Source organism: Affinundibacterium flavidum (genome assembly GCF_014284175.1).
Lineage (GTDB): Bacteria > Pseudomonadota > Gammaproteobacteria > Burkholderiales > Burkholderiaceae_D > Undibacterium > Undibacterium flavidum.
In genome coordinates this window covers 66,949-79,689 of the sequence record NZ_JACOGA010000018.1, presented here as the reverse complement: position 1 = coordinate 79,689, position 12,741 = coordinate 66,949, and the positions used below count along the sequence as shown (strand labels likewise).

Sequence of the window (12,741 nt, the reverse complement as noted above, 5' to 3'; positions counted from 1 at the left end):
TTTTTCCATGTCAAACGTAGTGCTTGTCCAACGGGTACTTTATAACTACGCCATTCTTTGTAATCTCTTATTGCGGCCAACATTTCAACTTTCCTTTTGTTTGATTAAAGCACTGATTTACGCACCAATGCTATGTATTGAGGTCTTGCTGCAAGACCTACGCATACATCATAAAAGCACTCACTCAGAGGAAATGTGATGGCCAGCACAATCAAGCCTGATAGCTGCAATTATTTTTTAAAGTAGATGCGTGAATCACTGGTTATCCACGTCTTGTTTAAGGATTGAGATGTAAAGGACACAGTTGATTGGATGAAATTACGTGTAAATTCTTGTTTTCACGCCTGATTTTGCTTCTCGGAAAAAAGTATCTCAGCATAGATTTGACTTGTATTTAGTGGCATGCAATTTGCTGTTAGGAAATTATTTCTTTGGTGACGGTCGTTAATTCAAAACTGATTGTTTAGAAAAACTCTATCTTCTATATTGAATAAGTACGAATTGATTGCATTGTTAAAGGCATTAAATTGGTTTGTATTGCTCATTGATCCGCTTCTTAAAAGACAGCAGTTGGTGCCTCGCTAGCCGAGTTTAGCTCGGTAAAATTTCGTTTAAATCGCAAATATTTTGGGAATGTGACTATGATTTTTTCAAAGAACACCAAGATGTTAATTGCAGTATTGGCCCTTGTTTTGGGATTGATTTTGAGAGTCTTTTGGCAACCAATTGTGTCTTGGTTTTCACCTGCAATAGGGCAAAAACAAAAAATCACACTCGCAGTGACAAAGTACCCAGGATCAGGTTTGCTCTATTTGGCACTCGAAAAAGGGTATTTTGCGCGGGAAGGGTTCGACGTTAGTTTGCAACCGCATTCCAGTGGGCGCGATGCACTGAGCGCGACGCAAAGTGGGCAGGCGGATCTTGGAACAGTTGCAGATTTACCTATCGTTTATGAAAGTATGAAGGGACAGCAAGTCTCCGTCGTGGCAACTATTTTCAATGCCCGCCAATCGTATGGCGTTATTGCGAGACGAGATCGACTGATACATAGGTTTAGTGATTTGAAAGGAAAGAAAATTGGTGTGACATTAAGAACGGATGGCCACTATGTATTTAGCACTATGTTGGCACGCCATCATATTTCTTTGGATCAAGTCCAGATTGAAAATGTAGTGCCAGAAAAAATGATGGATGCGCTGCTTAGAGGTGAGGTTGATGCTGTCTCGACTTGGGAGCCATGGTTGAAGGATTTTTCACGGGCCTTAGACAAGAACGGCATAGAATTCCGCACAATTGGCGATTTTGTGCTCAACTATAATTTAGCAGGTCGATCAGAATGGATTGCAAATAATCAGAACATTGTTCAAGGGTTGCTGCGGGCAATAATCAAAGCTAAAGATGACGTTGATGAAAATCCGCAGGAGGCATTCACCTTAATCGCACGACTAATGAACATAGAAAGGTCAGTCTTTGATACCGTTGGTCCCAATTATCGATACGTCGTTCACCTTGATCAAAACTTATTATTCATGATGAAGGATCAAGCAAGGTGGGCGATAGAGAACAAATTCAGTGATGCCGCGATGACGCCTGATTTTCTCAAATCAATTGATGCACGTGCGCTGATTGCGGTGCATCCAGATGCTGTTAAATTGGTGAAGTGAATGCAGAGATTAAGGCAATGTCAGCCCGACCAGTTTTGATGCGGTGAGCGGTGCCAGCAAAAAACGCCCGCATGCGGTTTCCAACGTCGCCACCCTAGGTGGCTTTAGTTACGACGACAACGGCAACCAGGTCAGTGGAGCAAGGCGCAGCATCAGCTGGAACAGCTTCGATATGCCAGTGACGATTAGCAAAGACAGTGATACCAATGGTCCCTTCGTTAACTCAGGTCATCTGAAGTTTAAGTCAGGACTAAATCGAGATGACATATTTATCGAGGGATTTGTTGATGACCAACGTACAGGGCAAGGGGAACAAGTTGTTAAGGCGATCAATAAAGGTTTAACTGGGTCGTATGTTAATAAAGATGGGCGGATACAGTCGATTACGACTCAGCTTGTTTTAGCGAAAACCGATGATGAAAAAAAAGCGGCGATGCTAATTCTCAAACCTTGTCCCACGTCTATGTGCCCAATTATTTCACCGACTGAATTTGTCGCAGCAAAAGGACAAATTGCGGGAAATATAATGTACCTTACAAACAGAGCGATAAAAGCAGATTATGTTCATGAATTTGGACATAACTTAGGAATGCAGCACTGGCACAACGGGATCGATAGTATCATGGCGTATGATAAAGATTCAAAGGTACGGAGGCACGATATTTCTCGGCTATTTGAGATGTAAAGTGACCCATGGAGCTACGAGTTTCTTTATCGAAAAAATCATAAAAATGATTGCAAATATGAGGTGACATATATGTTTATAGGAAGATTACTTGTTTTTATAATTTTGCAAATGATTAGCTTGACCGTAACCGCGACCTTTTCTGTTGAAGACCCTACACGAAAAATTATCAAGGCAGCTGTGAAGGAATATCAACATTGTTTAAATATAAATGGAAATAGGAATTATTTAAGTGCCCCAAATAAAATTGTATGTAATGTGTTTGGGTATGAAATTCCTTTGATTAATGAGGCACTTAAGTGCCCCAAAAAAAATGACTACGTTTCTGACTCTAAGGAAGAATTTGGTGATTCGAAAGTAGTATATTATTATCGGTGTAATAGTTCAGCTATTTACTCAATTACGCTTTTACGGTCAACAAAAGAATGGATCTTTGTTAAAGCTGGAATATTAGCTAGTTAACCCAGTAAAAGGCCGCAAACAAAAGGGGCAAAAAAGTAGGAAAAGGGCCACCCATTAGCCTTCGGTAGTCAAGTAGCCAAACCAAATACTCGCAAATTACTGCGACAATTTTTAATACACCACCGTTCGTTTCAAAATGCCATCGTGCCTTTTGCTTCGTCGTGTGGTTGCGTGAATCGCGCAAGTCACCCATGTGGTTCTAGCGAAAATGGTGATGCTGTTTTCGCCCAAGTAGCACAGCTACTCCAGAAGCATTTCAGTACCGCCTTGTGTAAATTTTACATAATATAAATTATGCGAAATTTAGGAGGAGCATTTCGAAAATTTATCCTGACATTAAACATCCCAAAAACTTTGGAAAATTAACTAATTACAGCTAGCAAATCAGCTTCCTCGACGTCGTGAAGCCTCTTTTCTATGAACTTTCTTTTCAATACTCACTCGAATCCCTAGATCGTCAATCATTTCAAAGGAGATTACATGAAAATCGTTCGCAGAATAGCCTGTATCGGAATGCTACTGGGCCTAGCTCTCAGTGTCATCGCGAATAGTCACGCAGCAGATTCACCTGTGATGTTACAACAGGCATCGCCAGTCATCACCACCTCCCCACCGGCCCGCCTCAGCGATGTGCAAACTATTGATGGCATAGTTGCAGCTCTCTATGATGTGATATCTGGGGGTGTTGGCCAGGTTCGAGATTGGAATCGCATGAGATCCCTATTTATTCCGGAAGCCAGAATTATGGCAATCGGACCCAAGCGTGACAGCAAAGATTTGGGACTTAGAATACTCAGCCTTAGTGATTACATCGCCAACTCAGGCCCAATTTTGGTGGATACAGGTTTTCGAGAAAGAGAACTAAGCCGCAAAACCGAACAATGGGGGGAACTCGCTCAAGTATTTACCACCTACGAAACTACACGAGACGCCAACAAATCAACTCAACGGGGAATTAATAGCGTGCAATTAATGCATGACGGCACCCGCTGGTGGATTATTTCGTTGCTGTTTGAAGCTGAACGAATACAACTCAGTTTACCAGATGCCTATTTAGTTCCGGTTAAATAAGCAAAACATTACCAAAGCAAGCTATATGTAAAGAAGAAGGAAATGCCACCTAAATAGTCGCATTTCCTTCTTTGGTTTTTAGCGAAATCTCAGTCCCAAACAATGTGACTGCGGAAAAATGCCCCGACGAACAACAATTGTCGCCAAATTAGTGTGTATTAATGCAAGGGATAGCTGCGGTACTCACCATCTTCATCTTCGTCATCATCATGATGTCCATGAGCACCGTGTACATGACCATGTGCAATTTCTTCCTTGGTGGCTTCACGCACATCGGTGACATTCAATGTGAAACGCAATGCAATTCCTGCTAAGGGATGATTGCCGTCTAACACCACTTTATCTTCGGCAATCTCTGTCACCGTGAAAATCAGACTATCGCCATCTTCGTCATCGTCTGGTGTACCTTCAAATTGCATCCCAACTTCAATCGGTGAAGGCAAGCGACTGCGATCTTCCATCTTCACCAATTCAGCATCATATTCACCAAAGGCATCTTCTGGTTCAACCTGTATTGTTTCGTTAAAGCCAACATCCTTCCCCTCCAGAGCCTCTTCTATCTTTGGCAAGGTATTTTCGTAGCCCCCATGCAGATACACCATAGGTTCTTGTCCTTGCTCGATCAGATTGCCGAGCGTATCGGACAAACTATATTCGACGGTGACTACGGTATTTTTGGCAATTTTCATACTATTTCCTTAAAAATTTCTGTTCTTTTGTACTTCAGGGTGCATTATACCTTCCTCAACTGGCACCTATGATTTATCCTGCCTGAACTTTTTTATTTCCCATGAACTTTATCGCACCATGACAAAATCCACTGCTGCACTCACACTCCTTGGCGGTATTACTCCTGAAGATTTTTTTGCCACCTATTGGCAAAAGAAACCTTTACTTATTCGTCAAGCCATTCCCGGATTCAAAGCACTGTTTAGTCCAGAGGAATTATTTGAAATGGCTAGTCGCGATGATGTTGAGTCACGCCTGATTTGCTACTTCAAACAGCATTGGGAAATGAAGAGCGGCCCCATCGATAAAATTCCTCTCAAAGAAAAGAAGGATTGGACTTTACTAGTTCAAGGTGTCAATTTACACCAAGAAAAAGCCGACGAACTATTGCGCCAATTTCGCTTTGCACCTGATGCGCGTCTCGATGATTTAATGATTAGCTATGCACGTGAAGGCGGTGGCGTAGGACCCCATTTCGATTCATATGACGTATTCTTATTGCAAGCACATGGGCAGCGCCGTTGGCAAATTAGCGCACAAAAAGACTTAAGTTTAATTGAAGGCATGCCATTAAAAATTCTTCGCAATTTCAAATGTGAACAAGAGTTCATTTTGGAGCCGGGCGACATGCTCTATCTGCCTCCGCATTATGCGCATGATGGAGTAGCTCTGGGAGAATGCATGACCTACTCCATAGGCTTCCGCTCACCCTCTTATCAAGAACTGGGTGAGGGCTATCTGCAGTTTATGGCGGATACGATCCAACTGCCTGGCCGCTATGCGGACCCAGAATTAACTGTCAACAAGAATCCTGCAGAAATCAGTACTGCAATGCTGGAAAAGATAATCGCGGAACTGATGAAAATCAGCTTGAACAAAGAAGACATGAGCATTTTTATTGGTGAATATTTAACTGAGCCAAAAGCCAGCGTATTTTTCGACTCACCGGAAAATCCCCTAACACCAAAAAAATTCACGCAGGCTGCACTCAAACATGGCGTACGTCTTTCATTGAAAACACAAATGTTATATCAAGCCAAACACATATTCATTAATGGTGAATCTTTCAGTGTCGGCAGGGACGATAAAAAAACTTTAAGCATATTGGCCAATCAACGTAGTTTAACTCCAGAAGAAGTAGCAAAAGCATCAGATGACGTATTAGAAGCCTTCTGTATTTGGTATGAAGATGGCTGGTTAGAGCTATCGCCAAAATGACCGTACTTTGACAACAAAAATACCTTTAATTGTCAGCAAATCCAGCAATTTGGTCGACATACAACAGAGAAAAACACTATTCGTCGCGAAATCGTTCAATTAGTCTGTTTTTTTTGAAAAAAATGCCCTTAGGTATATTCGATTGACAGAAAAATCATTATAATTCGCGGTTGGGAAAGTTTCGAAGGAATCGTAAGATCTTCTTGATTTTTGTACCGACGGCTTAACCTATTGAGCGATAATTACCGGTAATTATTCATCGCAAGTTTGTTGTTTTTTTAGATCTATTTTTTGAAAGTAAAAACATGAAAAAATCACTTTTGCTCGTTTCCTTGTTGGCAGTAGCTTTGGTAGCATGCAACAAACCAGCTGAAACACCAGCATCTACTCCAGCAGTTGAAGCAGCTCCAGCATCTGCACCAGCATCCGCTCCAGCAGTCGAAGCAGCTCCAGCATCTGCACCAGCAGCTGACGCAGCAGCAGTTGCAGCTTCTCCAGCAGCAGAAGCAGCTGCAGCATCTGCATCTGCATCTAAGTAATTTTTATTACTTTTAAAGAAAAGCCGGTCTCTGACCGGCTTTTTTTACGTCCAAAATTTTCATATTTAAATGAAAAGCGAAAAAAACGGATCAAATTTGATCCGTTTTTTTAAGTAACATCTATTTTACTTCAGTTGTTCGTTCAGTACTTTTAAGATCTTCGCCGCTACCGGAGTCGATGCAACCTTACCATCATCACCATGCACAGTAACATTGCTTACCTCACCTGCATCTCTGACCAGAATACGGTACTTCTCGCCATCTTTAGCGGCATCACTAGAGCCCCATGAGAATAAGCGCGCAAAGAATCCTTCACTAGCGCCCTTCGTCTTAGCATCAATATCCTGATCAATATAACGGACAAAGTAAATGCCCTTAGAACGATCTCTATCTTCAATTGTGAAGCCGATACGATCCAAGGCTAATCCAACTCGACGCCATGAGCGATCGAAGCCCTCATCGGTTTCTAAGTAGTTTAGGTCATTCAATGTTAACAGCTTAGAGCGCGGAGCGACGTTTGCGTCAGCCACTGCACTGGAGGCGTTTGTACTTGCTGCAACCACCGCTTTAGCTTTGCCTTCGTCCGCACCTAAGCGCAACATTAAGCGCGACAAAAACTCTGCTTCCAAACCAGCTTCATTCGCGCGGGAAGTCCAAGCCGTGCTCGACTTGTCACTACCAGTCAATACCTCTTGCGCACCGCGATGGCTGACGTAAATCTCAACATCCCCATTTGCAGCACGTTCAATTCGAGTACGGAATTTATCACGCTCACCAGTGGAGTACAGACCATCAAAAACTTTGCCTATCGTGGCTCGAATAAAGTCTTGAGGAATTTTTCCGCGATTTTCGGCCCAGTCAGTTTCCATTACACCCGTTGATTCATTCTCAACATTGATCAAGAAACCCTGTTCCTGCCAAAAGTCTTTCAATTGCGGCCATAAGATCTCTGGCGCTAATTTCACCACCAAGTAACGTTGCGTGCCATTACGTTCGATCCGCATGTCTTTCAACTGATTTGGTGCCACGGCACCATTAGCCGTTGCGACTGTAGCACCGCCAGCACGCTTAGCAGCATAAGAAGATGCAGTTGCGCTACCTTGCTCAGCGTCGGGAATTGAAAAGCGATTGTCGCGACGAATCTGAGTTAAATCCGGTGGGACTTCTAAAGATGTCGTCTTGGCCTTACTCGCACTCTTATAGTCGATACGATTTGATTCAGCAATATTCCCTACAAAACTACAACCAGTAGAAAAACCCGTAATTCCAATTACGCCAGCCAATGCTAAAGCACGAACCATCTTTTTATTAGCAACAACGCTTTTTGCCATGTGAAAATCCCTACGAATTGTAATCAATTAAATATGCATGAAAGCACGAGCGCTGGTCTCCAGCCATGGACTCGCCATGTGCACTCGTCAAAAATTCTTATTGCAATACACCTGCTTCACGTAAAGCGGAACGAACAATATCATGATATTGGCTAGAAAGGCTAACCAAAGGCAAACGAATTCCAGCTGGCATCAAGCCCATTTCTGCCAATGCCCATTTGACTGGTACTGGATTTGGCTCCACAAATAACTTGGCATGCAAGGGAATTAAGCGATTGTTTATTTCAACTGCTTTCGCAATATTGCCCTGCATGGCTGCAGCACACAACTCGTGCATAGCGCGTGGAGCGACATTCGCAGTCACGGAAATATTGCCTTTACCACCACAAAACATCAAGGTCATTGCAGTTGGATCATCACCTGAATACACCGCGAATGACTTTGGCACCATACGCAATAATTCGAGATCACGACCCACATTGCCGCTAGCTTCTTTGATACCAATGATGCCAGGGACTTGTGCCAGACGAGCAATGGTCTCATTCGACATATCGGCCACCGTACGGCCAGGCACATTGTACAAAATGATAGGAATATCAACGGATTCAGCAATTTTCTTGAAATGTTGATACATACCTTCCTGCGTAGGACGATTGTAGTAAGGAACAACCTGCAAGGAAGCATCAGCACCCGCTTCTTTAGCAAACTTGGTCAAGGCGATTGCTTCAACTGTAGAATTGCCACCGGAACCAGCAATAATTGGTACGCGCTTATTTGTGTGCTCCACCGCGATACGGATCAACTCGCAATGCTCTTCAACACTCACAGTTGGCGATTCACCAGTGGTACCGACAATCACGATGCCGTCCGTACCTTCGGCGATATGCCAGTCGATCAGCTTGCGCAGCGTTGGAATATCAAGACTACCATCGGCATGCATTGGGGTCACAATCGCGACCAAACTTCCTTGTATCGTTGTCATCTTAGCGCGTGGAAAAAGTAAAGCCATTATTGTAGCGGATCGTTACCTGCTATGGGAGAGAATCGAGGACAGATTCGAGAAGAATCGACAGCAAATCTCATTCAGACAGGAGTCAAACTGGCGACAAACTTGACGGATTGAAAATTAAGTTGAAATATCGATCAAAACAACCGACATGTGCCAATAAAAATCACGCATTGAGTCGAGATTTATTTGCGCAAACGCCGGATGCAAATTCTTTGAACGATGGCTTCATTGGTTTGGTTGACATAGGTATGTTCAAAAGCAAGACATTGTTGGCGCCAAGATGCAGATTCAACACTGACAAAATGCGTTAGCAATTCATTTTCTTGTAGCAGAAAATCAGGATTACGTGGCCTGCCATATTTTTCATTGCCAGTCGCAAAGGTCTCGTAAATCAACACACCATTATCTGCGAGAGAAAACAAAATCGAGGGCATTAAGGGGCGATGCAGATAATTGGTCACGATGATGCCTGCAAATTGCTCGGTGGCAAACGGCCATTTAAAACCATCTTGTTCCAAATCGATATGTAGACAATTTGCCCCGATTTTTTCTAATTCAGACAAAGAATCTGCATCACGATCGACAGCCCATACATCGTAGCCAGCCGCAATTAACAAACGAGTGTGGCGTCCTGAGCCGCAGGCTAAGTCGAGTACGGGACCTTTTGACCGGGGAATTTCCTCAAGAAAGCGCTGCACCCATGACGAAGGATTGCTATTACTCACAAAAACTCACTTTAATAGCATAGTGAACGGCGTCAATACAAATTGCAAAATTGACTGCGCGATATTCATCAATGGATACATCCAAAACTGCAAAATTTTAAAATAAACCAAAGCCATGACGATGAAGAAACCATAGGGCTCGATTTTGGCAAATTGATATGCCTGACGATGTGGCAGCAAGCTCGTCAAGATACGTCCACCGTCTAAAGGTGGAATTGGAAACAGATTAAATGCGAACATTACCAAATTGGTCAGTAAACCTGCTTGCGCCATGCGATAAAAAAATTCGTGTTCGACTTTAAATACCACCAACAAAATCGCCAAAATCATCCACAAAAATGCCATAAGAAAATTTGCGCCAGGTCCGGCTAAAGACACCCAAGCCATATCGCGTTTAGGTTTGCGCAAAGCACCAAAATTGACTGGTACTGGTTTCGCGTAGCCGAACAAAAACTGTCCGTCAGTTGCTATGTACAGCACGACAGGAATAATAATCGTACCAAATAAATCAATATGCACAACAGGATTCAAGCTCATGCGGCCTTGACTATAAGCAGTCGTATCTCCGAAAAATTTCGCCGCATACGCATGCGCTGCTTCGTGCAAAGTAATCGCCAATATCACCGGTATCGCATAAACCGCGATGGTTTGTATCAGTGCATCCATAAATTCAATCGATCCTTAATTTTGATTTTTGCGCCAAAGCACTACTTCCAACAAATTACAAACCGAACAATGCCGCATCGCCACGCCCCTGACGAATCAACTCCGGCATTTCCTGTGTCATATCAATCACAGTGGTTGGAATCAAACTGCATGCGCCACCATCAATCACCAAATCAATTTGTTTTTCCAAACGTGCACGAACTAATTCAGGATCGGTTAATGGTTCATCTTCATCCGGCAAAATCAAAGTGGTTCCCAGCAAAGGCTGCTTTAGTTCTTCTAGCAAAGCGTGGGTAATTTGATTTTCTGGTACACGTAAACCTATTGTTTTACGTGAAGGATGACTTAAGCGACGCGGTACTTCTTTGGTCGCCTCCAGAATAAAGGTATAAGCCCCCGGCGTTGCGGCTTTCAGCATACGGAACTGGCGATTATCAACCTTGGCATATTGCGCGATTTCCGACAAATCTCGACATAACAAAGTCAAATGATGTTTTTCATCGACGCCACGAATTCGGCGCAAACGCATCACGGCGTCTTTATCATCAAGATGACAGACCAGAGCGTAACAAGAATCGGTAGGCAAAGCGACGATGCCACCTTGATCAATAATTTGTACTGCTTGTTTGATCAAACGTAGCTGTGGATTGTCGGGATGAATTTGAAAAAATTGGCTCATAAATAAATTCTGTGAATATGACAACGGAGGCTAAGCCTCCGTTGATTATCTTACTAATTTCTTAGTTTATCTTAGTTGTTGGAGCGCTGCGATACGTTGCGCCATCGGTGGATGAGTCGAAAACAATTCCGCCCAACCTGGTTTATCACTGATACCAACCGCTGCCATCGATTGTGGCAACTCGCCCGGCGCCATGCCACCCAAACGCGCAAGCGCGTTGATCATAGGCTGACGATCTCCCAACAATTTTGCCGCACCCGCATCAGCCCGGAATTCACGCTGACGAGAGAACCACGCAACGATCAAGGATGCACCAATACCAAACAAAATTTGAAACACAAATGAGGCGATATAAAAACCTAAACCGGGCGTATGGTTTTCGTCATCTTTCGATAAGAAGCTATCAACCGCATAAGCGGCGATACGCGACAAAAACACCACGAAAGTATTTACCACGCCTTGAATCAGAGTCATGGTGACCATATCGCCATTCGCGATGTGGGCAACTTCATGTCCCAATACCGCTTCTACTTCTTCCTTCGTCATGCTTTCCAACAGACCAGTCGAAACTGCAACCAAAGCAGAGTTCTTAAATGCACCAGTAGCGAAAGCATTTGGCTCACCGTTATACACCGCAACTTCCGGCATCGCGATACCTGCACGCTCAGATAAAGTTTTTACGGTGCTGACTAACCAAAACTCCGTGGACGAAGAAGGATTATCGATCATGCGCGCGCCTGTTGACCATTTCGCCATCGGCTTACTGATCAGCAAAGAAAAGATAGAACCAGTAAAACCGACGATTAGCGAAAATACCGCCAACGCCCCCAGATTCAAACCTTTAGCGCTCAGATAATTATTCACACCCAACAACGACAAAATCACGGTCATGACTAACATGACGGCAATATTGGTAGCTAAAAATAAGACGATACGTTTCATATTCAATTCTCCAAAATCTAAACAACAGACTATTGTGGACTAAGCATAGTGCAATATGCTGATGTTTAGTGTGATTTCAAGTGCCGCCAATCTAAGTAGGATCACTTCATCCAACTACGCCAGACAGGCGTTAAGTCTTTCGCCAGCACAGGAAGCTGCCCTAAATCGGGTAAATTCTCGTCCGGCGCATGAAAATCCGAACCTCGTGAAGCCATAAATCCGTAGTGATTGGCGATTTTAGCGTATTCATCGTATTGATCCACAGTATGACTGCCAGTCACGACTTCAATCGCCTTGCCACCGAGATTTTTAAACTGATTAAAAAAAGCGTCAAAAGCCAATGGCGTTAAATCGTAACGCCCCGGATGCGCCACAACAGCTACACCGCCAGCACCACGTATCCAGCCAACTGCCTCCGTCAATGTAGCCCAGCGATGCGGAACAAAGCCCGGTTTACCATCCGCCAAATACTTTTTAAATACCGCGGAAACATCTTCACACACACCGATTTCAACTAAGTAACGGGCAAAATGCGAACGAGAAATCAGATCAGGATTACCGACATATTTCAAAGCACCGGCATAACAATTTGGGATACCAACGCGCGCCAAATCGGCCGCCATATCTTCTGCTCGACGTTGACGACCTGAGCGGGTTTTGACTAATCCTGCCATTAAATCAGGATTAGTTTCATCGATATTCAAGCCAACAATATGGATAGTTTTATTTGCCCAGGTAACGGAAATCTCTAAACCTGTCACGTAATCCATGCCCAAATCGGTCGCGGCTTCACGTGCAGCGACGATACCACTGACTTCGTCATGATCTGTTAGTGCCCAAACATCAACACCCTGTGCATGCGCACGCTGCGCGACTGCCGCCGGAACTAGGACACCATCAGAAACGGTGGAGTGACAATGCAAATCGACATTAAGCTCAGGGCTAAAAACAAGGGAGGACATGATAAGGCCAAATTCAATAGAGAAGAATGGACATTGTACTCCTGCAAAGCGGGCTTTGC

At 43.7% G+C, this 12,741-nt stretch carries 14 protein-coding genes; 6 read left to right on the top strand and 8 right to left on the bottom strand.

What is annotated here, in order from left to right:
* Nucleotides 1–641 precede the first annotated feature (641 nt).
* The 4 genes from H8K55_RS17640 to H8K55_RS17625 all read left to right on the top strand — a co-directional run bounded on the left by H8K55_RS17640 (nucleotide 642) and on the right by H8K55_RS17625 (nucleotide 3,882).
* A complete protein-coding gene (locus H8K55_RS17640; RefSeq protein ID WP_222612516.1) occupies nucleotides 642–1,664 on the top strand; it encodes an ABC transporter substrate-binding protein in 1,023 nt (340 codons plus the stop codon).
* A gap of 43 nt (nucleotides 1,665–1,707) precedes the next feature.
* Nucleotides 1,708–2,349 carry a hypothetical protein gene (locus H8K55_RS17635; protein WP_186943378.1) on the top strand — a complete coding sequence of 214 codons (642 nt, stop codon included), beginning with the start codon at nucleotides 1,708–1,710 and terminating at the stop codon, nucleotides 2,347–2,349.
* A 72-nt stretch (nucleotides 2,350–2,421) separates the two neighbouring features.
* On the top strand, nucleotides 2,422–2,811 hold the full coding sequence (locus H8K55_RS17630; RefSeq protein WP_186943377.1) for a hypothetical protein: 390 nt from the start codon (nucleotides 2,422–2,424) through the stop codon (nucleotides 2,809–2,811).
* 480 nt (nucleotides 2,812–3,291) lie between these two features.
* Entirely contained in the window at nucleotides 3,292–3,882 is a 591-nt protein-coding gene (locus tag H8K55_RS17625; RefSeq protein ID WP_186943376.1) for a hypothetical protein, read from the top strand.
* Between the two features lie 158 nt (nucleotides 3,883–4,040).
* On the opposite strand, the gene H8K55_RS17620 is transcribed toward H8K55_RS17625, so the two are convergent.
* Nucleotides 4,041–4,571: an FKBP-type peptidyl-prolyl cis-trans isomerase gene (locus tag H8K55_RS17620; RefSeq protein ID WP_186943375.1), complete on the bottom strand. Its 531-nt coding sequence runs from the start codon at nucleotides 4,569–4,571 to the stop codon at nucleotides 4,041–4,043.
* A gap of 118 nt (nucleotides 4,572–4,689) precedes the next feature.
* Here H8K55_RS17620 and H8K55_RS17615 point away from each other — a divergent pair, with 118 nt between their 5' ends.
* Nucleotides 4,690–5,829 carry a cupin domain-containing protein gene (locus H8K55_RS17615; RefSeq protein ID WP_186943374.1) on the top strand — a complete coding sequence of 380 codons (1,140 nt, stop codon included), beginning with the start codon at nucleotides 4,690–4,692 and terminating at the stop codon, nucleotides 5,827–5,829.
* Between the two features lie 305 nt (nucleotides 5,830–6,134).
* Nucleotides 6,135–6,368, top strand: a complete 234-nt coding sequence (locus H8K55_RS17610; RefSeq protein WP_186943373.1) for a hypothetical protein — start codon at nucleotides 6,135–6,137, stop codon at nucleotides 6,366–6,368.
* Between the two features lie 125 nt (nucleotides 6,369–6,493).
* Here the strand turns inward: H8K55_RS17610 and bamC are convergent, their stop codons facing one another.
* From bamC to H8K55_RS17575, 7 genes are all read right to left on the bottom strand, one after another.
* Nucleotides 6,494–7,699: an outer membrane protein assembly factor BamC gene (gene bamC, locus H8K55_RS17605; RefSeq protein ID WP_186943372.1), complete on the bottom strand. Its 1,206-nt coding sequence runs from the start codon at nucleotides 7,697–7,699 to the stop codon at nucleotides 6,494–6,496.
* Nucleotides 7,700–7,796: 97 nt separating this feature from the next.
* Nucleotides 7,797–8,708 (bottom strand): 4-hydroxy-tetrahydrodipicolinate synthase, encoded by a 912-nt coding sequence (gene dapA, locus H8K55_RS17600; protein ID WP_230408687.1) that lies wholly within the window; start codon nucleotides 8,706–8,708, stop codon nucleotides 7,797–7,799.
* A gap of 182 nt (nucleotides 8,709–8,890) precedes the next feature.
* Nucleotides 8,891–9,433 (bottom strand): class I SAM-dependent methyltransferase, encoded by a 543-nt coding sequence (locus H8K55_RS17595; RefSeq protein ID WP_186943371.1) that lies wholly within the window; start codon nucleotides 9,431–9,433, stop codon nucleotides 8,891–8,893.
* A 6-nt stretch (nucleotides 9,434–9,439) separates the two neighbouring features.
* Nucleotides 9,440–10,099, bottom strand: coding sequence for a site-2 protease family protein (locus tag H8K55_RS17590; RefSeq protein WP_186943370.1), 660 nt, complete (start codon nucleotides 10,097–10,099; stop codon nucleotides 9,440–9,442).
* 55 nt (nucleotides 10,100–10,154) lie between these two features.
* Nucleotides 10,155–10,778, bottom strand: coding sequence for an L-threonylcarbamoyladenylate synthase (locus H8K55_RS17585; protein WP_186943369.1), 624 nt, complete (start codon nucleotides 10,776–10,778; stop codon nucleotides 10,155–10,157).
* A gap of 66 nt (nucleotides 10,779–10,844) precedes the next feature.
* Complete coding sequence (gene htpX / locus H8K55_RS17580; RefSeq protein ID WP_186943368.1) at nucleotides 10,845–11,720, bottom strand: protease HtpX; 876 nt, start codon at nucleotides 11,718–11,720, stop codon at nucleotides 10,845–10,847.
* Nucleotides 11,721–11,821: 101 nt separating this feature from the next.
* Complete coding sequence (locus H8K55_RS17575; protein WP_186943367.1) at nucleotides 11,822–12,682, bottom strand: 3',5'-nucleoside bisphosphate phosphatase; 861 nt, start codon at nucleotides 12,680–12,682, stop codon at nucleotides 11,822–11,824.
* Nucleotides 12,683–12,741: the final 59 nt, after the last annotated feature.

Excerpts from the sequence above, each read along its gene's own strand:
- H8K55_RS17610 (WP_186943373.1), top strand. The coding sequence starts at position 6,135 with ATGAAAAAATCACTTTTGCTCGTTTCCTTGTTGGCAGTAGCTTTGGTA.
- H8K55_RS17590 (WP_186943370.1), bottom strand. The coding sequence starts at position 10,099 with ATGGATGCACTGATACAAACCATCGCGGTTTATGCGATACCGGTGATA.
- H8K55_RS17620 (WP_186943375.1), bottom strand. The coding sequence starts at position 4,571 with ATGAAAATTGCCAAAAATACCGTAGTCACCGTCGAATATAGTTTGTCC.
- htpX (WP_186943368.1), bottom strand. The coding sequence starts at position 11,720 with ATGAAACGTATCGTCTTATTTTTAGCTACCAATATTGCCGTCATGTTA.
- H8K55_RS17615 (WP_186943374.1), top strand. The coding sequence starts at position 4,690 with ATGACAAAATCCACTGCTGCACTCACACTCCTTGGCGGTATTACTCCT.
- dapA (WP_230408687.1), bottom strand. The coding sequence starts at position 8,708 with ATGGCTTTACTTTTTCCACGCGCTAAGATGACAACGATACAAGGAAGT.
- bamC (WP_186943372.1), bottom strand. The coding sequence starts at position 7,699 with ATGGCAAAAAGCGTTGTTGCTAATAAAAAGATGGTTCGTGCTTTAGCA.
- H8K55_RS17575 (WP_186943367.1), bottom strand. The coding sequence starts at position 12,682 with ATGTCCTCCCTTGTTTTTAGCCCTGAGCTTAATGTCGATTTGCATTGT.
- H8K55_RS17585 (WP_186943369.1), bottom strand. The coding sequence starts at position 10,778 with ATGAGCCAATTTTTTCAAATTCATCCCGACAATCCACAGCTACGTTTG.
- H8K55_RS17640 (WP_222612516.1), top strand. The coding sequence starts at position 642 with ATGATTTTTTCAAAGAACACCAAGATGTTAATTGCAGTATTGGCCCTT.
- H8K55_RS17630 (WP_186943377.1), top strand. The coding sequence starts at position 2,422 with ATGTTTATAGGAAGATTACTTGTTTTTATAATTTTGCAAATGATTAGC.
- H8K55_RS17625 (WP_186943376.1), top strand. The coding sequence starts at position 3,292 with ATGAAAATCGTTCGCAGAATAGCCTGTATCGGAATGCTACTGGGCCTA.